The 19,419-nt window shown below is 71.3% G+C and carries 14 protein-coding genes; 11 read left to right on the forward strand and 3 right to left on the reverse strand.

The window, feature by feature from the left end; genetic code table 11:
- Positions 1–14 precede the first annotated feature (14 nt).
- The 10 genes from nuoF to ACIGNX_RS07950 are packed head-to-tail and all read left to right on the forward strand — an operon-like array spanning position 15 to position 12,876.
- Positions 15–1,295 carry an NADH-quinone oxidoreductase subunit NuoF gene (nuoF, locus tag ACIGNX_RS07905; protein WP_396537522.1) on the forward strand — a complete coding sequence of 427 codons (1,281 nt, stop codon included), beginning with the start codon at positions 15–17 and terminating at the stop codon, positions 1,293–1,295.
- Positions 1,292–3,742 (forward strand): NADH-quinone oxidoreductase subunit G, encoded by a 2,451-nt coding sequence (locus ACIGNX_RS07910; RefSeq protein WP_396537524.1) that lies wholly within the window; start codon positions 1,292–1,294, stop codon positions 3,740–3,742. Before nuoF ends, ACIGNX_RS07910 begins: the two co-directional genes overlap by 4 nt.
- Positions 3,739–5,082 (forward strand): NADH-quinone oxidoreductase subunit NuoH, encoded by a 1,344-nt coding sequence (gene nuoH / locus ACIGNX_RS07915; protein WP_396537526.1) that lies wholly within the window; start codon positions 3,739–3,741, stop codon positions 5,080–5,082. Before ACIGNX_RS07910 ends, nuoH begins: the two co-directional genes overlap by 4 nt.
- A complete protein-coding gene (gene nuoI, locus ACIGNX_RS07920; protein WP_396537528.1) occupies positions 5,069–5,635 on the forward strand; it encodes an NADH-quinone oxidoreductase subunit NuoI in 567 nt (188 codons plus the stop codon). The genes nuoH and nuoI overlap by 14 nt, the downstream gene beginning before the upstream one ends.
- A complete protein-coding gene (locus ACIGNX_RS07925) occupies positions 5,632–6,477 on the forward strand; it encodes an NADH-quinone oxidoreductase subunit J (protein WP_396537530.1) in 846 nt (281 codons plus the stop codon). Before nuoI ends, ACIGNX_RS07925 begins: the two co-directional genes overlap by 4 nt.
- Entirely contained in the window at positions 6,474–6,773 is a 300-nt protein-coding gene (gene nuoK, locus ACIGNX_RS07930) for an NADH-quinone oxidoreductase subunit NuoK (RefSeq protein ID WP_033436657.1), read from the forward strand. Before ACIGNX_RS07925 ends, nuoK begins: the two co-directional genes overlap by 4 nt.
- A 10-nt stretch (positions 6,774–6,783) precedes the next feature.
- The gene (gene nuoL, locus ACIGNX_RS07935) at positions 6,784–8,718 is read left to right on the forward strand and encodes an NADH-quinone oxidoreductase subunit L (RefSeq protein ID WP_396537532.1); all 1,935 of its coding nucleotides are present in this window, start codon (positions 6,784–6,786) and stop codon (positions 8,716–8,718) included.
- Positions 8,715–10,277 (forward strand): NADH-quinone oxidoreductase subunit M, encoded by a 1,563-nt coding sequence (locus ACIGNX_RS07940; protein WP_396537534.1) that lies wholly within the window; start codon positions 8,715–8,717, stop codon positions 10,275–10,277. The genes nuoL and ACIGNX_RS07940 overlap by 4 nt, the downstream gene beginning before the upstream one ends.
- Position 10,278: 1 nt before the next feature.
- Entirely contained in the window at positions 10,279–11,853 is a 1,575-nt protein-coding gene (gene nuoN / locus ACIGNX_RS07945; RefSeq protein ID WP_396537536.1) for an NADH-quinone oxidoreductase subunit NuoN, read from the forward strand.
- A gap of 21 nt (positions 11,854–11,874) precedes the next feature.
- Positions 11,875–12,876: a polyprenyl synthetase family protein gene (locus ACIGNX_RS07950; RefSeq protein WP_396537538.1), complete on the forward strand. Its 1,002-nt coding sequence runs from the start codon at positions 11,875–11,877 to the stop codon at positions 12,874–12,876.
- Between the two features lie 53 nt (positions 12,877–12,929).
- Here ACIGNX_RS07950 and rarD read toward each other — a convergent pair whose 3' ends face one another.
- Positions 12,930–13,922 (reverse strand): EamA family transporter RarD, encoded by a 993-nt coding sequence (gene rarD, locus ACIGNX_RS07955; RefSeq protein ID WP_396537540.1) that lies wholly within the window; start codon positions 13,920–13,922, stop codon positions 12,930–12,932.
- 196 nt (positions 13,923–14,118) lie between these two features.
- Here rarD and ACIGNX_RS07960 point away from each other — a divergent pair, with 196 nt between their 5' ends.
- Positions 14,119–16,146 (forward strand): hypothetical protein, encoded by a 2,028-nt coding sequence (locus ACIGNX_RS07960; protein ID WP_396537542.1) that lies wholly within the window; start codon positions 14,119–14,121, stop codon positions 16,144–16,146.
- Between the two features lie 83 nt (positions 16,147–16,229).
- On the opposite strand, the gene ACIGNX_RS07965 is transcribed toward ACIGNX_RS07960, so the two are convergent.
- Both ACIGNX_RS07965 and ACIGNX_RS07970 read right to left on the reverse strand, forming a co-directional pair.
- Positions 16,230–17,282, reverse strand: coding sequence for a 2-oxoacid:ferredoxin oxidoreductase subunit beta (locus ACIGNX_RS07965; protein ID WP_396537544.1), 1,053 nt, complete (start codon positions 17,280–17,282; stop codon positions 16,230–16,232).
- On the reverse strand, positions 17,279–19,210 hold the full coding sequence (locus ACIGNX_RS07970; protein WP_396537546.1) for a 2-oxoacid:acceptor oxidoreductase subunit alpha: 1,932 nt from the start codon (positions 19,208–19,210) through the stop codon (positions 17,279–17,281). The genes ACIGNX_RS07965 and ACIGNX_RS07970 overlap by 4 nt, the downstream gene beginning before the upstream one ends.
- Between the last annotated feature and the right edge of the window lie 209 nt (positions 19,211–19,419).

Below are 19,419 nucleotides of genomic sequence, written 5' to 3' on the forward strand. Positions count from 1 at the left end.
TAGGGGGAGCTGACGTGGTCGACAACCTGACTCCCGTCCTGACGAAGCGCTGGCTGTCGCCGCGCTCGTGGACGCTGAAGACCTACGAGCAGTTGGAGGGGTACACGGCGCTGCGCAAGGCGCTCACCGCCCACCCGGACCAGCTGATCCAGCAGTGCAAGGACTCCGGGCTGCGAGGCCGCGGCGGCGCGGGCTTCCCCACCGGCATGAAGTGGGGCTTCATCCCGCAGAACGACGGCAAGCCGCACTACCTCGTCATCAACGCCGACGAGGGCGAGCCGGGCACCTGCAAGGACATCCCGCTGATGATGGCGGACCCGCACTCGCTGATCGAGGGCATCATCATCACCTCGTACGCGATCCGGGCGAACTTCGCCGCGATCTACGTGCGCGGCGAGGTGCTGCACGTGATCCGCCGGCTGCACGCGGCCGTGCGCGAGGCGTACGAGGCGGGCTACCTGGGCAAGGACATCCTCGGCTCGGGCTTCGACCTCGACCTGGTCGTGCACGCGGGCGCGGGCGCGTACATCTGCGGCGAGGAGACGGCGCTGCTGGACTCGCTGGAGGGCCGGCGCGGCCAGCCGCGGCTCAAGCCCCCGTTCCCGGCGACCGCGGGCCTGTACGCCTCGCCGACCGTGGTCAACAACGTCGAGACGATCGCCAGCGTGCCCTACATCGTCAACGGCGGCGCGGACTGGTTCCGGACCATGGGCCGCGAGCGGTCACCCGGCCCGAAGATCTACTCGCTGTCCGGCCACGTCGAGCGCCCCGGCCAGTACGAGGCGCCGATGGGCACCACGCTGCGCGAGCTGCTGGAGCTGGCGGGCGGCATGAAGGACGGCATCCCGCTGAAGTTCTGGACGCCGGGCGGCTCGTCCACCCCGCTGTTCACCGCCGAGCACCTCGACGTGCCGCTGGACTTCGAGGGCGCGGCCGAGGCGGGCTCGATGCTGGGCACCACCGCGCTGCAGATCTTCAACGAGACGGTGTCCGTGCCGTGGGCGGTCATGAAGTGGACCGAGTTCTACAAGCACGAGTCGTGCGGCAAGTGCACGCCGTGCCGCGAGGGCACCTACTGGCTCGTGCAGATCCTGCAGCGGATGGTGGCGGGCAACGGCACGGCGAGCGACATCGACACGCTGCTGGACGTCTGCGACAACATCCTGGGCCGCTCGTTCTGCGCCCTCGGTGACGGCGCGGTCAGCCCGATCACCAGCGGCATCAAGTACTTCAAGCACGAGTTCCTGGCTCTGTGCGACCAGAACTCCCAGGTGTTGGCGGGAGCAAGCGCATGACGATCGCCCCTGAACAGAAGGCCGAGCTGGTGGTGCCCGAGGGGCACGTCAAGCTCGTCATCGACGGCGTGGAGGTCGTCGCGCCCAAGGGCGAGCTGCTGATCCGCACCGCGGAGCGGCTCGGCACCGTCATCCCGCGGTTCTGCGACCACCCGCTGCTGGAGCCCGCGGGCGCCTGCCGGCAGTGCCTCGTCGAGGTCGAGATGGGCGGCCGGCCGATGCCGAAGCCGCAGGCGTCCTGCACCATGACCGTCGCCGACGGCATGGTGGTCAAGACGCAGCTCAGCTCGCCGGTGGCGGACAAGGCGCAGCAGGGCGTGATGGAGCTGCTGCTCATCAACCACCCGCTGGACTGCCCGATCTGCGACAAGGGCGGCGAGTGCCCGCTGCAGAACCAGGCGCTGGCGCACGGCCGCGCGGACTCGCGGTTCCACGAGCACAAGCGGACGTTCCCGAAGCCGATCCCGATCTCGACGCAGGTCCTGCTGGACCGCGAGCGGTGCGTGCTGTGCCAGCGCTGCACGCGGTTCTCGGCGCAGATCGCCGGCGACCCGTTCATCGAGCTGCTGGAGCGCGGCGCGCAGCAGCAGATCGGCGTGGCGCAGGAGAAGCCGTTCCAGTCCTACTTCTCCGGCAACACCATCCAGATCTGCCCGGTCGGCGCGCTGACCAGCGCCGCCTACCGGTTCCGCGCCCGGCCGTTCGACCTGGTGTCCACGCCCGGCGTGTGCGAGCACTGCGCGTCGGGCTGCGCGACGCGCACCGACTGGCGGCGCGGCAAGGTGCAGCGCCGGCTGGCGGCCGACGACGCGCAGGTCAACGAGGAGTGGACCTGCGACAAGGGCCGCTTCGCGTTCACCTACGCCACCGCCGCGGACCGCATCCGCCGCCCGCTGGTGCGCGACCGGGCCACCGGCGAGCTGCGCGAGTCGTCGTGGACCGAGGCGCTGCAGCACGCGGCCGAGGGCCTGGCGAAGGCGCGGGACGGCAAGGGCGTCGGCGTGCTGGCCGGCGGTCGCCTCACCGTCGAGGACGCCTACGCGTACTCGAAGTTCGCCCGGATCGCGCTGCGGACCAACGACGTCGACTTCCGCGCCCGCGCCCACTCGGCCGAGGAGGCGGAGTTCCTCACCGCCGCGGTCCTCGGCAGGAACCCGGACAACGGCGGCGTGACCTACGCGGGCATCGAGTCCGCGCCGGCCGCGCTGCTGGTGGCGTTCGAGCCGGAGGAGGAGTCGCCGATCGTGTTCCTGCGGCTGCGCAAGGCGGCCCGCAAGAACCGGACGAAGGTCTACCACCTGGGCCAGTACACGACGCCCGCGGTCGAGAAGACGAACGGCGTGCTGCTGGCGTGCGTGCCCGGCCAGGAGCCGTCGGCGGTCAACGCGCTGCCCGAGCACGCGGCGGACGTCGTGGAGGAGCTGGCGAAGCCGGGTTCGGTCATCCTGGTCGGCGAACGCGCCGCCGAGGTGCCGGGACTCTTCTCCGCGGTCGCCGCGCTGGCCGAGCGGACCGGCGCGAGGGTCGCCTGGGTCCCGCGCCGCGCCGGTGAGCGGGGCGCGCTGGAGGCGGGCCTGCTGCCGAACCTGCTGCCGGGCGGTCGCCTGGTCGGCGACGAGGCGGCCCGGGCCGAGGTGGAGCGGGCGTGGGGCCTGGAGGCGGGCGCGCTGCCCGCGCGGGCCGGCCGCGACACCGCGGGCATCCTGACGGCCGCCGCGAGCGGTGGGCTGGACGCCCTGGTGGTCGGCGGGGTCGACCCGTTCGACCTGCCGGACCCGGCGCTGGCCGAACGCGCGCTGGAGGCGGCGGGCTTCGTGGTGAGCCTGGAGCTGCGGCACAGCGCGGTCACCGCGCACGCCGACGTGGTGCTCCCGGTCGCGCCCGCGGTCGAGAAGTCGGGCAGCTACCTCAACTGGGAGGGCCGCCCGCGCCCGTTCGCCACCACGCTGGAGGGCACCGGCGCGCTGTCGGACGGCCGGGTGCTCGACACGCTGGCCGTGGAGATGGACGCGGACCTGTTCACCCAGACCCCGGCCGCCGCGGCGGCGGACCTGGCGCGGCTGGGCCCGGTGGCGGTGACGGCATCCGCGCCCACCGTCGGCGCGCCCCTGCTGACGCAGCCGAAGGCGGGCCAGGCGGTGCTCGCGACCTGGCGCCGGCTGCTGGACAACGGCTCGTTGCAGGACGACGAGCCGAACCTGGCGGGCACCGCGCGCCCGGTGGTGGCGAAGCTGTCGGTCGCCACGGCCGCGCACCTGGGTGTCGAACTCGGTGGCGAGATCACCGTCTCCACCGATCGGGGCGAGGTGGTGCTGCCGGTCGAGGCGGCCGACCTGCCCGACGGCGTCGTGTGGCTGCCCGGCAACTCGGGCGCGGTCACGGTGCGGCGCAACCTCGTCGCCGGCCACGGCTCAGTGGTGGCCGTCTCTAGCGGAGGCACGGAATGAGCACCGCAGAACTCCTGGCCGACGATCCGCTCTGGCTGATCATCGTCAAGGTCATCGCCATCTTCGCGTTCCTCGTGGTCATGACCCTGTTCATGATCAACTGGGAGCGCAAGGTCGTGGCGCGCATGCAGCAGCGCCCCGGCCCGAACCGGGTGGGCCCCGGCGGGTGGCTCCAGTCCCTCGCCGACGGCCTCAAGCTCGCGTTCAAGGAGGACATCCGCCCGGTCCTGGCCGACAAGTGGGTGTTCTTCATCGCGCCGGTGATCTCCACGATCCCCGCGTTCGTGGCCTTCTCGGTGATCCCCATCGGCGGCGAGGTCTCGATCTTCGGCGAGCGCACCGCGCTCCAGCTGGTGGACCTGCCCGTCGGCGTGCTGGTCGTGCTCGCCTGCTCCTCGCTCGGCGTGTACGGCATCGTGCTGTCGGGCTGGGCGTCCGGCTCGCCGTACCCGCTGCTGGGCGCGCTGCGGTCGGCCGCGCAGGTGATCTCCTACGAGATCGCGATGGGCCTGTCGATCATCGCGGTCGTCATGCACTCGCACTCGCTGTCCACCGCCGACATCGTCGACGCGCAGAGCGGCGGCTGGTACTTCTACCTGCTGCCGGTCAGCTTCCTGATCTACGTCTGCTCCATGGTCGGCGAGACCAACCGGGCGCCGTTCGACCTCCCCGAGGCCGAGTCGGAGCTGGTCGGCGGGTTCCACACCGAGTACAGCTCGCTGAAGTTCGCGCTGTTCTTCCTCGCCGAGTACGTCAACATGGTGACCGTCTCGGCGCTGGCCACGACCCTGTTCCTGGGCGGCTGGCGGTTCCCGTTCGTCGGTGACGACCACGTGCTCAACAGCGGCTGGTTCGGCCTGCTCTGGTTCGTGCTCAAGACGCTCGGCTTCCTGTTCCTGTTCATCTGGCTGCGGGGCACGCTGCCCCGCCTGCGCTACGACCAGTTCATGCGGCTGGGCTGGAAGTTCCTGGTCCCGATCGCGCTGGTCTGGTTCGTCGCGGTGGCGTTCGCCCGCTACCTGCGCCAGGAGTGGGAGTCGGGCACCGGCCTGGACACCAGCACGGCGCTGATCGTCATCGGCGCGTTCCTCGCGGTGGTGCTGCTGATCGCGTTCCTGCTGCCGGACAAGCGGGAGCCGCACGACCCGGACGCCGTGCCGGTCACCGGCGGCGGCTTCCCCGTGCCGCCGCTGGACCTGAAGGTGCCCAAGGCCCCGCCGCGCCGCCAGGTGCGGGTGGCGGAGCTGCCGGGCGCGCAGAACCACCCGGAGAACCAGGCGCAGGAACCGGCAGCGGTGCCCGCAGCTTCACACAAGGAGGCCAGCGATGGGCGTGTTTGATCCCGTCAAGGGCTTCGGCGTCACCTTCGGCACGATGTTCAAGAAGGTCGTCACCGAGGAGTACCCCGAGGTCAAGAAGGTCACCGCGCCGCGGTTCCACGGCCGCCACCAGCTCAACCGGCACCCGGACGGGCTGGAGAAGTGCGTGGGCTGCGAGCTGTGCGCGTGGGCCTGCCCCGCCGACGCGATCTTCGTCGAGGGCGGCGACAACACCGAGGAGGAGCGCTACTCCCCGGGTGAGCGCTACGGCAAGGACTACCAGATCAACTACCTGCGGTGCATCGGCTGCGGCCTGTGCATCGAGGCGTGCCCGACCCGCTCGCTCACCATGACCAACGAGTACGAGCTGGCCGACGACAACCGCCAGAAGCTGATCTTCACGAAGGAGGACCTGCTCGCGCCCCTGCTCTCCGGCATGGAGCAGCCGCCGCACCCCATGCGGCTCGGGGACAACGAGCAGGACTACTACGTCAACGGCCCGACGCTGGCCCGCAAGGCCGGCGTGCCGGAGGGTGCGACGGTGGAGACCGGGCCAGAGGAGGCACGCCGGTGAGCGCCTCGCTCCTGCTGCTCCAGCAGCCCGACGAGGTCCAGCGCGTGGTCGACACCGTCACCACCGGCGAGGCCGTCGCGTTCTGGATCCTCGGCCCGCTCGCCCTGGCCGGCGCGCTGGGCATGCTGTTCGCGCGCAACGCCGTGCACTCCGCGCTGTGGCTGGTGCTCACCATGCTCAGCCTCGGCGTGCTCTACATGGTCCAGCAGGCGCCGTTCCTCGGCTTCGTGCAGATCATCGTCTACACCGGCGCGATCATGATGCTGTTCCTGTTCGTGCTCATGCTGGTGGGCCGGGACAGCTCGGACTCGGTGGTCGAGGTGCTGCGCGGCCAGCGGCTCGCCGCGGCGGTCATCGGCGTCGGCTTCGCCGGCCTCGTGGTCGCCTCGGTCGCCCGCGCGCTGACCGACGTGCAGCCGGTCGGCCTGGCCGAGCAGAACACGCGCAACGGCGGCAACGTCGCCAACATCGGCGAGGCGCTGTTCACCGACTACCTGTTCCCGTTCGAGCTGACGTCGGCGCTGCTGATCACGGCGGCGGTCGGCGCCATGGTGCTCGCGTTCACCTCGCGCACCGGCAAGGACGCGAAGAAGACCCAGCGCCAGCTGGTCGAGGAGCGCTTCCGCGGCAACCGCCCCGGTTCGCTGCCCGGCCCGGGCGTGTTCGCCACCGCCAACTCGGTGGCCACGCCCGCCCTGCTGCCGGACGGCTCGGTCGCGCCGGAGTCGCTGTCCGAGCTGATCGAGACGACCGCCAAGGAAACGCTCGACGACGACGTCGCGGAGGTGTCCGGCACCGGGCACCAGCCCGAGGCGCGCGCGCTCAAGGGAGAGTCGTCGTGACCCCTACGTACTACCTGCTGCTGTCCGCGCTGCTGTTCAGCCTCGGCGCGGTGGGCGTTCTGGTGCGGCGCAACGCCATCGTGGTGTTCATGTGCGTGGAGCTGATGCTCAACGCGGTGAACCTCAGCCTGGTCACGTTCGCCCGCATCAACGGGCAGCTCGACGGCCAGGTGATGGCGTTCTTCGTGATGGTCGTCGCCGCGGCCGAGGTCGTGGTCGGGCTGACGATCATCATGGCGATCTTCAAGACGCGTCGCTCGGCCTCGGTCGACGATTCCAACCTGCTGAAGTACTGAGAGGTCGACGGTGACGGAACCTGTAGCCGCCGGCGGGATCGGCAGTCTCGCCTGGTTGTTGCTAGCCCTGCCGGCCTTCGGCGCCCTCGTGCTGCTCGTGGGCGGCAAGCGCACCGACAAGTGGGGTCACCTGCTGGGCTGCGCCACCGTGATCGCCGCGTTCGCGTACGGCGTCGCGCTGTTCTTCGACACGGTCGCGCTGGCGCCGGAGGCGCGCACCACCGAGCTGCACCTGTTCGACTGGATCCCGGTGAACGCGCTGGACGTGGAGTTCGGGCTGCGCCTGGACCCGCTGTCGCTGACGTTCGTGCTGCTGATCACCGGTGTCGGGTCGCTGATCCACATCTACTCGATCGGCTACATGGCGCACGAGGCCGGGCGGCGGAAGTTCTTCGCCTACCTAAACCTCTTCGTCGCCGCGATGCTGCTGCTGGTGCTGGGCAACGGCTTCGTGACGCTGTACTTCGGCTGGGAGGGCGTGGGCCTCGCGTCCTACCTGCTCATCGGCTGGTACCAGTACAAGCCGGAAGCGGCGTCGGCCGCGAAGAAGGCGTTCCTGATGAACCGGGTCGGCGACCTGGGCCTCGCGATCGCCATCTTCATCATGTTCAAGGAGCTGGGCACCACCCAGTACACCGAGGTGTTCTCCCGCGTGGGCGAGCTGTCCTCGGCCGAGGTGCTGGCCATCACGTTGCTGCTGCTGCTCGGCGCGTGCGGCAAGTCGGGCCAGTTCCCGCTCCAGGCGTGGTTGCCCGACGCGATGGCGGGCCCCACCCCGGTCTCCGCCCTGATCCACGCGGCCACCATGGTGACCGCGGGCGTGTACCTGATCGCCCGCTCCAACCCGATCTACAACCTCAGCGCCGACGGCCGGCTGGTCGTGATGATCATCGGCGGGTTCACGCTGCTGATCGGGTGCGTCATCGGCTGCGCCTACGACGACTTCAAGAAGGTGCTGGCCTACTCCACGGTCAGCCAGATCGGCTACATGATCCTGGCGGTCGGCCTCGGACCGGTCGGCTACGCGCTGGGCATCATGCACCTGCTCACGCACGGCTTCTTCAAGGCGGGCCTGTTCCTCGGCGCCGGTTCGGTCATGCACGGCATGAACGACGAGGGCGACATCCGGCGGATGGGCGGCCTGGCCAAGAAGATGCCGATCACCTTCGTCACGTGGACGCTGGGCTACCTGGCGCTGATCGGCTTCCCGTTCCTGTCCGGCTACTTCTCCAAGGACGCCATCATCGCGGCGGCGTTCAGCGAGCCGGGCTGGCGCGGCTGGGTGTTCGGCGGCGTGGCGGCGCTGGGCGCGGGCATCACCGCGTTCTACATGACCCGCCTGCTGTGCCTGGTGTTCCTGGGCAAGCCGCGCTGGACGGACCTGAGGTCCGCCGACGGCCGCGAGTACCACCCGCACGAGTCCGGCCTGTCGATGACGGTGCCGATGATCGTGCTGGCGGTCGGCTCGGTCGGCGCCGGCTGGTTCTTCGAGTCCGGCCACAACCTGTCCGGCTGGCTCGAACCCTCCCTGGGCGAGCTGCGGGAGCAGCACGGCGTGCTCGACCACGGCGTGGTCAACATCCTGGTGCTCGCCCTGTCGGCGCTCGGCGTGCTGATCGCCTACCTGCTGTTCGGCCGCAGGCCGCAGCCGGTGGAGCGGCCGGCGCGGGTGTCGTTCCCGGTCCGCGCCGCGCGCGCCGACCTGTACGGCAACGCGCTCAACGAGGCGCTGTTCGCGCGGCCGGGCACCTGGCTCACCCGCGCGCTGGTGTTCGTGGACAACAAGGGCGTCGACGGCCTGGTCAACGGGTCGGCGGCGCTGCTGGGCGGTAGCTCGGGCAGGCTGCGCAGGTTGCAGACCGGCTTCGTGCGCTCGTACGCGCTCTCCATGCTCCTGGGTGCGGTCTTCGTCCTGGGCGCGCTGCTGATGGTGAGGTTCTCGTGAGCTGGACGCTGATCGCGCTGCTCCTGCTGCCGCTCGTCGGCAGCCTGGTGGTGGCGTTCCTGCGGGGCAACGACCGGTTGGCCAAGACGGTCGCGCTGGCGTTCTCGCTGGCGGAGCTGGTGTTGGCGGTGCTGGCGTGGACGGCGTTCGAGCCGGGCGGCGAGCGGTTGCAGCTGACCAGCTCGGCCGAGTGGATCCCCGCCTTCGGCGTGCACCTGTCGCTCGGCGTGGACGGCATCGCGCTGGTGATGATCGCGCTGATCGCGTTCCTGGTGCCGGTGGTCATCGGCGGCTCGTGGGCGGACAAGCTGCCCGAGGGCCGCAGCGCCGGCGGGTTCTTCGCGCTGCTGCTGGCCATGCAGACCGGCATGGTCGGCGTCTTCGCCGCCACCGACGTGTTCCTGTTCTACGTGTTCTTCGAGGCCGTGCTCGTCCCGATGTACTTCCTCATCGGCCGCTTCGGCGGGCCGAACCGGCAGTACGCGGCGATGAAGTTCTTCCTGTACTCGCTGCTCGGCGGCCTGATCATGCTGGCCTCCGTGATCGGCCTGTACGTCGTCAGCGCCGACGAGCTGGGGCAGGGCACGTTCGACTGGGCGACGCTGGTCGCGGTGACCCGCGACCTGCCGCTGTCCACCCAGATCTGGTTGTTCCTGGGCTTCTTCGCGGCGTTCGCCATCAAGGCGCCGCTCGTGCCGCTGCACACGTGGCTGCCCGACGCCGGTGCCGAGGCACCGGTGGGCGCCGGCGTGCTGCTGGTCGGCGTGCTCGACAAGATCGGCACGTTCGGGTTCCTGCGCTACTGCCTGCCGCTGTTCCCGGCGGCCAGCAGGGAGCTCGCCCCGCTGGTGCTGATCCTCGCCGTCGTCGGCATCCTGTACGGCTCGCTGCTCGCCGTCGGCCAGTCCGACATGAAGCGGTTCGTGGCCTACACCTCGATCGCCCACTTCGGCTTCATCGCGCTGGGCATCTTCGCGTTCAGCTCGCAGGCAGGCGCGGGCGCGGTGCTGTACATGGTCAACCACGGCATCTCCACCGGCATGCTGTTCCTGGTCGTCGGCATGGTGATGGCCCGCGGCGGGTCGCGCCTGATCGAGGACTACGGCGGCATGGCCAAGCTGACCCCGGTGCTGGGCGGGCTGTTCTTCGTGGCCGGCCTCTCGTCGCTGGCGCTGCCGGGCACCAACTCGTTCGTGAGCGAGTTCCTGGTGCTCATCGGTTCCTACCCGAACGAGCCGGTCTACACGGTCCTGGCCGCGGTCGGCATGGTCCTCGCCGCGCTGTACGTCCTGTGGCTGTACCAGCGCGTGTTCCAGGGCCCGGTGCGCGGCACGGCGCTGGTCGGCGCGGTCGGCGGGCCCGGCGCGGCGGTCGACCCCGAGCGCGCCGCGGTGCCGGACCTGAACAAGCGCGAACTGGCCGTGCTCGCGCCGCTGGTGGCACTGATCCTGGTGCTCGGCTTCTACCCGAAGCCGGTGTTGGACGTGATCACCCCGTCCGTCGGGGCGACGCTCAGCGAGGTCGGGGTGGCCGACCCGGTCGCGCAGGAAGGCAAGTGACGTGACGACGTTCCTCTCGCAGAACGTGGAACGGCTGCAAGCCCCGGAGATCGACTACGGGGCCGTCGCACCGTTGCTGATCGTGCTCGGCGCGGCGTGCCTCAGCGTGCTCCTCGAGGCGTTCCTGCCCAAGGGGCAGCGGTGGGCCGCGCAGGTCGTGCTGACCCTGCTCACCCTCGCCGCCGCCGGTGCCGGGCTGGTGCTGCACGCGTCCGCGGGCAGCACCCTCGACCAGGGCAAGCTGACCCTGGCGGGCGCGCTCGCCGTCGACCGGCCGGTCGTCTTCCTGTGGGGCACGCTGCTGCTGCTCGGCCTGGGCGCGGTGCTGCTCATCGCGGACCGGTCGGTGGAGCCGGGCGGCGCGTTCGTCGCGGACGCCTCGATCCTGCCCGGCGGGTCCGTCGGCGTGCGCGAGAAGCTGCGCCGCCAGGAGATGCAGACCGAGGTGTTCCCGCTGACGCTGTTCGCGCTCGGCGGGATGATGACCTTCGTCGCGGCGAACGACCTGCTCACCATGTTCATCGCGCTGGAAGTGCTGTCGCTGCCGCTGTACCTGATGTGCGGCCTGGCCCGCCGGCGCCGCCTGCTGTCGCAGGAGGCCGCGGTCAAGTACTTCCTGCTCGGCGCGTTCGCGTCGGCGTTCTTCCTGTACGGCGTGGCCCTGCTCTACGGCTACGCGGGCTCGGTGAAGCTCGCCGACATCGCCAACGCCACCACCGCCACCGACCGGTCCGACACGCTGCTGTACGCGGGCTTCGGCCTGCTGGTGGTCGGCCTGCTGTTCAAGGCGTCGGTCGGCCCGTTCCACGCCTGGACCCCGGACGTGTACCAGGGCTCGCCGACCCCGGTGACGGCGTTCATGGCGGCGTGCACGAAGGTCGCCGCGTTCGGCGGCATCCTGCGCGTGCTTTACGGCGCGTTCGAGCGGTCGAGCTGGGAGTGGAACGGCGTGCTGTGGGCCGTGGCCATCGTGTCCATGGTGATCGGCGCGGTGCTCGGCCTCACCCAGACCGACGTGAAGCGGATGATCGCCTACTCGTCGGTCGCGCACGCGGGCTTCCTGCTGATCGGCGCGATCTCGCTGAACGACCAGGGCCTGTCCGGCACGATGTTCTACCTGATGGCGTACGGCTTCACGACGATCGCCGCGTTCGGCATCGTCAGCCTCGTGCGCAACGGCGACGGCGAGGCCACCCACCTGTCCCAGTGGGCGGGGCTGGCCAAGCGGTCGCCGGTCGTGGCCGGCGTGTTCACGTTCCTGCTGCTCGCGCTGGCCGGCCTGCCGCTGACCAGCGGTTTCGTCGGCAAGTTCGTGGTGTTCGCCGCGGCCGTGGAGGCGGACATGGTGCCGCTGGTGGTGGTCGCCCTGGTGGCCAGCGCGGTGGCGGCGTTCTTCTACCTGCGGGTCATCGTGCTGATGTACTTCAGCGAGCCCGCGGCGGACGGCCCGACGGTCAGCGTGCCCGGCGCGTTCACCACGGTGGCCATCACGCTCGGTGCGGCCATCACGCTCGTGCTCGGCGTGTTCCCGTCGTTCGCCCTCGATTGGGCGGGTGCCGGATCGTTCATCTTCTAGTGGTACGTAGGCTCTGTAGCCGTGACCAGTAGCGAGCGGGCGGGGACGGGGTTCCGGTTTGAGGACCCCGTGCTCGCGGAGGTGGTTCAGGACGGGCTGGCCGAGGTGGAGGAGCTGCTGCACAAGGTCGTGCAGAGCGAGTTCCACCCGGTCATGGAGACGTCCCTGCACCTGGTGAGCGCGGGCGGCAAGCGCATCCGTCCGCTGTTCACCATCCTGTCCGCGCAGTTCGGCGGCACGTGGGACCGGGAGAGCGTGATCAAGGCGGCGGCGGTGGTCGAGCTGACCCACCTCGCGACGCTCTACCACGACGACGTGATGGACGAGGCCACCATGCGGCGGGGCGCGGAGTCGGCCAACGCCAAGTGGGACAACTCCATCGCGATCCTGACCGGCGACTACCTGTTCGCGCACGCGTCGGCGCTGGTCGCGGACCTGGGCACGGGTGCGGCGCGGATCATCGCGGAGACGTTCTCCGAGCTGGTGACCGGCCAGATGCGCGAGACGATGGGCCCGCGCGCGGGCGAGGACCCGGTGTCGCACTACCTGACCACGATCGCCGAGAAGACCGGGTCGCTGATCGCCACCGCCGCCCGGTTCGGCGCGATGTTCTCCGACGTGTCGGCGGCGCAGGTCGAGGCGCTGCGGGCGTACGGGGAGATCATCGGCGCGGCGTTCCAGATCTCCGACGACGTCATCGACATCGCCTCGCCGTCGGAGGAGTCCGGCAAGACCCCGGGCACGGACCTGCGCGAGGGCGTGAAGACGCTGCCCATGCTGTACGCGCTGCAGGACGAGCCGGAGTCGCGGCTGGCGAAGCTGCTGGCCGGCCCGATCACCGACGACGCCGAGGTGGACGAGGCCCTGGCCCTGCTGCGCGCCTCCTCCGGCCTGCGCCGCGCCCGCGAGACCCTGGACGACTACGCCGCCCGCGCCCGCGCCACCCTCGACGTCCTCCCCGCGGGCACCGCCCGCGACGCCCTCTCCTCCGTGAGCGACTACGTCGTCACCCGCTCCCACTGACGCGAGAGTCCTACGTTCGAGGCGCGAGAGTCCTACGTCCAGCGACCCCGAGTTCAACGCTCAGGCAGGTCGGCGGGTGCGCTGAGCGTTGAATTCGGGTGCTCCGAACGTAGGACTCTCGACGCTTGGGCGTTGGACTCTCGCGGGCGGCGGCGGAGGCGGATGGTGTCGGCGGTGAAGACGGCCAGGGCCAGCCAGACCAGGGCGAAGCCGAACCAGCGGGACGCGGGCATCGGCTCGTGCACCACGAACACGCCCCACGCGAACTGCAGCACGGGGGCCAGGTACTGGAGCATCCCCATCGTCACCAGCGGCACGAGGCGGGCGCCCGCGCCGAACAGGAGCAGCGGCACCGCCGTCACCAGCCCCGCCGAGGCCAGCCACACCGCGTGACCCCACCCGTGCGACAGGAACGTCCCGGTCGGCCCCAGCCACACCAGGTACCCGACCGCGATCGGCGCGAGCACCAGGCTCTCCGCGGTCAGGCTGGCCGTCGCGTCCAGCGGCACGGTCTTCTTCAGCAGCCCGTACACGCCGAACGAGCACGCCAGCACCAACGAGATCCACGGCAACCGCCCGTAGTCGATCGCCAGCACGACCACCGCCGGCACCGCGATGCCCAACGCCGCGTACTGCGGCACGCGCAAGCGCTCGCGCAGCACGACCACGCCCAGCAGCACGCTCACCAGGGGGTTGATGAAGTACCCGAGCGCGGCCTCGACGACGTGCGCCGTGTTGACCGCGTGGATGTAGACGCCCCAGTTCACCGCGATGAGCACGGACGCCATCGCCACCATCGCCCACCCGCGCGCCGACAGCCCGCGGATGCCCGCCCAACGCCCCAGCGCCGCCGTGATGACCGCCATCACGACCAGCGACCACGCGATCCGGTGCGCCAGGATCTCCACCGACCCCGCCGGCTGGAGCAGCGGCCAGTAGGCGGGCACGATGCCCCAGAGGAAGTACGCCCCGACGCCGAACGCCATCCCGCGGCCCGTGCGGTCGACCTGTGTCGCAGCGGCGGAGGAGTTCGTCAACGGCGGCACGCGGGCCACTGTACGCCTGCCGTTTTGGCTGGTCAGTTGCTCCGAGTGGCCTACCATCGAATCCTGGTCACAGGTCCGGCCGGCCCCACGCGCCGGACCGGGAGGTCAGGGTAGGTTTTGCACGCTTCCCCTACCGGGTGAAGGCCTGGAAGCGGAGCGTGTCGGGGTGTGACGTAGCAGCAGTGGAGGGTCTCCCGTGGGTTCGCTCTTCGGGCAGGTGTGGCTGTGGAGCCTGCTGTCCTTCGTGGCAGGCGTCGCGCTCACCTGGTTGGTCCTGGTGCGTCCGGCCAAGAAAGAGCTGGAAGACCTGGAGGAACGCCTCCTGACGTCGCCGCGCCCGACCGCGAGCGCCCCCGTCGCCCCGAAGGCGGACGACAACTGGCACGTCGAGGCGTCCCGCTCGCTGGCCGACGACGTGCTCGCGCCCGAGCCCTCCCGGCACGAGGTCGTCGCCGAACGCCCGAGGTTCGACGCGGCACCCGAACCGGCCCGCTACGACGTGTCCACGATGAAGCTCGACCAGCGCGACCCGCTGCTGGAGGAGCTGGACGACGAGCACCGGCCGCTGTCGGACTTCGAGGAGCAGCACGACTTCCCCGAGCACGACGTCGACCCGCCGCGCAGCCTGTTCGAGCGGCCCGGCGCGGGCGGGGACACCCGGGCGGCGCCGGAGCCCCGCCCCCGCCAGTACCGGCCCGACGACGAGCCGGAGCTGCCCGCCGAGGCGACCACGCACCTGATGCCCGCCGTGCCGGCCGAGCCGGTCGCGGAGGTCGCGCCCCGGCAGGAGGAGCCGACCGCGCCGCCGGAGGTCGAGGTCTTCCAGCCGCGCGAGGTGTGGCGCGAGGAGCCCGTCAAGGAGGTCTACGACGAGGACGTGGACACCGCGGGCCACGAGGAGGAGGACGAGCCGGAACCGAGGCCCGCCGCCTCCGAGCAGACGACGCTCATCCCGGCCACCGCGCTGGCGGAGGCCATCGCCGAGGTGGACCGCGAGCAGCGGCGCGACGACGACCCCGAGCTCCGGGCGTGGCCCGAGCACGACCTGACCGGCCACTTCGCGCCGGTGGACGTCGAGCAGGTCGACTCCGGGGCCGCGACCGGCCTGACGGCGGGCGACGAGGCGTTCTTCGACGACCTGAGGAGGCAGCGGCAGGACCGCGCCCCCCGGGAGGACCCCGAACCGGACCACGCCGAGCCGGAGCACCCCGAACCGGACCACGCCGAGCCGGCGTACATCGGCGACCACCGGTCGCAGGAGGTCGAGGAAGGTCCGCGGACCGAGGTCATCCGCGCCGTGGTCGACACCCGGCCGGTGGACGCGGAGCCCGAGGTCGCCGAGCGGGAGCCCGCGCCCGACCCCGCGCCCGCGCCCGTCGACAGCTCGACCGAGCCCGGTGCCGGCCGAACCTCCCCGAGCCGGCACTCCGCCGAGCCCGACCCCGACCCCGAGCCCGAAGCCGAGACCGGGGTCGGGGGCGACGCCGAAGCCCGCACCGAGGCCCCCGAGCCGGTGACCCCCGAACACCCGGAGCCCGAGGTCGGGGAACCGCCGGCCTTCGAGCCCACCTTCGTCCCGCACGCGGCCGACCAGGCGCTCCCGTCCCGGCCCACCGAGCCCAAGCCGGAGCGCCGGAAGGACGAGACCGCCAAGCCGCGCAGCCTGTTCGAGCCGCTGGAGGACCACGACGAGCAGCTCGAGCCCGAGCAGGCGCGCCCGGCCCCGCCCCCGTCCTCCGGCAACGACCAGCCGTTCGTGCCCACGCTGGCCCCCGAGCTGCTGGCCGGCAACCCGGTCCCGATGACCCCGACCGGCCTGCCCCAGCGCCCCACCCGGCCCTCCGGCGCGCAGCGCACGCCGCCGCCCCCGCCGGCCACGCCGGCCACGCCGGCCACGCCGAAGCCGATCTCGCCGCCGCCCCCGCGCCCGGTCCGCCCGCGCCCGGTCGGGTTCAGCCCGAGCACCGGCGGCAGGCCCGCGCCGGGCAGCACCCGCTTCCAGGGCCAGCAGGAGGGCTTCAACCCGCGCTCGCCGTTCGGCCCGGGGTCGGTGCTGCCGAAGTCCGACGGCCTCGCGCCCGCGCCGGAGTTCCAGGTCAAGGCGACGCTGACCGGCCGCCGCTACTTCACCAACGAGTCGGCGAACTTCCGCGAGACCCGCGCGGACGTCTGGTTCCGCACCACCGCCGACGCGGAGAAGGCGGGCTTCCGCGAAGCGCCGTAGGAGGACTCCCCCGGGAGGGGAAGCGGAAGACCCCCTGTTCCGGGAGGCGGAACAGGGGGTCTTCTCGTTGGTCCGGGTACCGCCTAGCCGACCACGGTCCAGGTGTCCTTGCCGTGCAGCAGCGCGCGCAGGTCCGCGGGCTTCGCGGCCTTGGCCTGCTCGACCTGCGCCCGCGCCGCGTCGTCGTACGTCGTGCGGGCGACGTTGCGGAACACGCCGGTGACGGTGTGCCGCAGGTCCTGCGTCGACAGCCGCGACAGGGCGAACGCCAGGTTCAGGTCCGCCGCGTCGTGCACCACGACGTCGGAGGCGGGGACGTCCGCGGTCCTGGCCACGGCCAGGCCGAAGCCGTCCCGCACCACGGCGTACTCGCCGTTGCCGAACGTGATGGGCTGCCCGTCGACCACGTTGATGATGCGGCGGGCGGCCTCGTCGGCGTCCTTGAGCACGTCGAACGCGCCGTCGTTGAAGATCGGGCAGTTCTGGTAGATCTCCACCAGCGCCGAACCGCGGTGCTCGGCGGCCTGCCGCAGCACCTCGGTCAGCCCGGCCCGGTCGGAGTCGACCGCGCGGCCGACGAACGTGGCCTCCGCGCCCAGCGCCAGCGACACCGGGTTGAACGGGTGGTCCAGCGAGCCCAGCGGGGTGGACTTGGTGACCTTGCCCTCTTCGGACGTCGGCGAGTACTGGCCCTTGGTCAGGCCGTAGATCCGGTTGTTGAACAGCAGGATCTTCAGGTTGACGTTGCGGCGCAGCGTGTGGATGAGGTGGTTGCCGCCGATGGACAGCGCGTCGCCGTCACCGGTGACGACCCACACCGACAGGTCCGGCCGCGCCACGGCCAGGCCGGTGGCGATGGCCGGCGCACGCCCGTGGATGGAGTGCATGCCGTAGGTGTTCATGTAGTACGGGAACCGCGACGAGCAGCCGATCCCCGAGACGAACACGATGTTCTCGCGCTTGAGGCCCAGCGTGGGCAGGAACGACTGCACGGCGTTGAGCACCACGTAGTCGCCGCAGCCGGGGCACCAGCGGACCTCCTGGTCGGACTTGTAGTCCTTGGCCTTCTGCGGCTCGTCCGCCGTGGGCACGCCGACCAGACCCCCCACGGTCGGCAGGCCCAGTTCCGTCGTCATTCGGACACTCCCTTGATCACGTCGGCGAGCACGTCCTGGAGCTCTTCGGCCTTGAACGGCAGGCCCTGCACCTTCGTGTAGCTGATGGCGTCGACCAGGTACTTGGCGCGCAGCAGCAGCGCGAGCTGGCCGAGGTTCATCTCCGGCACGACGACCCGGTCGTACCGCGCGAGCACGTCGCCCAGGTTCGCGGGGAACGGGTTGAGGTGCCGCAGGTGGGCGTGGGCGACCGGCATGCCGAGCTTGCGCACCCGCCGCGCCGCCGCGCCGATCGGGCCGTAGGACGAGCCCCAGCCCACGACGAGCACGCGCGCCTCGCCGGACGGGTCGTCCACCACGACGTCGGGCACCCGGATGCCGTCGATCTTGCGCTGCCGCAGCCGCACCATGTGGTCGTGGTTGGCCGGGTCGTAGGAGATGTTGCCGCTGCCGTCGGCCTTCTCCAGGCCGCCGATGCGGTGCTGGAGGCCGGCCGTGCCGGGCACCGCCCACGGCCGGGCCAGCGTCTCCGGGTCGCGCAGGTACGGCCAGAACGCGCCGTCGGGGCCGTTGGGTTCGGTGGCGAACTCGACGGTCAGGTCGGGCAGCTCGGAGAGGTCCGGGATGAGCCACGGCTCGGAGCCGTTGGCGATCGCGCCGTCGGACAGCAGCAGCACCGGCGTGCGGTAGACCAGCGCGATCCGGGCGGCCTCCAGCGCGGCGTCGAAGCAGTCGGCGGGCGACTGCGGTGCGACGATGGCGACCGGCGACTCGCCGTTGCGGCCGAACATCGCCTGCAGCAGGTCGGCCTGCTCGGTCTTGGTGGGCAGGCCGGTGGACGGGCCGCCGCGCTGCACGTCGACCACGACCAGCGGCAGCTCGGTCATCACGGCCAGGCCGATGGTCTCGGACTTCAGCGCCACGCCCGGGCCGGACGTCGACGTCACGCCCAGCGCGCCGCCGTAGGACGCGCCCAGCGCCGCGCCGATGCCCGCGATCTCGTCCTCGGCCTGCAGCGTCGTGACGCCGAAGTTCTTGTGCTTGGACAGCTCGTGCAGCACGTCGGAGGCCGGGGTGATCGGGTACGTGCCGAGCACCACGGGCAGCCCGGACTGCTGCCCGGCGGCGATGATGCCGTAGGCGAGGGCGGTGTTGCCGGTGATCTGGCGGTAGGTGCCCCGGTTCAGCTTGGCGGGCGCGACCTCGTAGGTCACCGCGAAGGACTCGGTGGTCTCGCCGTAGTTCCAGCCCGCCCGGAACGCCAGCACGTTGGCCTCGGCGATCTCGGGCTTGCGGGCGAACTTCTCGCGCAGGAACCGCTCGGTGCCCTCGGTGGGCCGGTGGTACATCCAGGACAGCAGGCCCAGGGCGAACATGTTCTTCGCCCGCTCCGCGTCCTTCTTGCCCAGGCCGGTCTGCTCCAGCGCGCCGATGGTCAGCGTGGCCATCGCGACCTTGTGCACCTGGTAGGCCTCGGTGAGGGAGTTGTCCTCCAGCGGGTCGCTCGCGTAGCCGACCTTGACGAGGTTGCGCTTGGTGAACTCGTCGGTGTTGACGATCAGGATCCCGCCCCGGGGCAGGTCGTCGATGTTGGCCTTGAGCGCCGCCGGGTTCATCGCGACCAGCACGTCGGGGCGGTCGCCGGGGGTGAGGATGTCGTAGTCGGCGAAGTGCAGCTGGAAGCTGGAGACGCCCGGCAGCGTGCCCTGTGGCGCCCGGATCTCGGCCGGGAAGTTCGGCTGGGTGGCGAGGTCGTTGCCGAACGCGGCGGCCTCCGAGGTGAACCGGTCGCCGGTGAGCTGCATGCCGTCACCGGAGTCGCCGGCGAAGCGGATCACCACGCGGTCGAGCTTGCGGACGGTCCCGTTCGACCCCGGCCCGTCCCCCCCGGGCTCGCCCCGCCCGGACGAGCCGGCTGGCGCGGCGCCGTTACCAACGTCGGTAGTCATGTCCTACGCCGATCCCTTTCCTCACAACCGCCAAGGGGCTGATGCCCCCGTGCCCCTCCGCGAGGGTAGTCGTGCCCGCTGCGGAGCCGGTGCCTCCCGTACCACTGTGCGGGACGCTTCGTCCCACCTGGTGCGCGGGGGTGCAACTGGGCAGCAATCGAGTAATACCGACAAGTAACTGTTACTCAAAGTTACAGGTAGTCGGGTCG

It is taken from the genome of Actinosynnema sp. NPDC053489 (genome assembly GCF_044544865.1).
GTDB lineage: Bacteria > Actinomycetota > Actinomycetes > Mycobacteriales > Pseudonocardiaceae > Actinosynnema.

What these genes read in the sequence shown, in the direction of transcription:
- ACIGNX_RS07965 (WP_396537544.1), bottom strand. Translation starts at nt 17,282, where the DNA reads ATGACGACGGAACTGGGCCTGCCGACCGTGGGGGGTCTGGTCGGCGTG.
- nuoH (WP_396537526.1), top strand. Translation starts at nt 3,739, where the DNA reads ATGAGCACCGCAGAACTCCTGGCCGACGATCCGCTCTGGCTGATCATC.
- ACIGNX_RS07910 (WP_396537524.1), top strand. Translation starts at nt 1,292, where the DNA reads ATGACGATCGCCCCTGAACAGAAGGCCGAGCTGGTGGTGCCCGAGGGG.
- nuoI (WP_396537528.1), top strand. Translation starts at nt 5,069, where the DNA reads ATGGGCGTGTTTGATCCCGTCAAGGGCTTCGGCGTCACCTTCGGCACG.
- ACIGNX_RS07970 (WP_396537546.1), bottom strand. Translation starts at nt 19,210, where the DNA reads ATGACTACCGACGTTGGTAACGGCGCCGCGCCAGCCGGCTCGTCCGGG.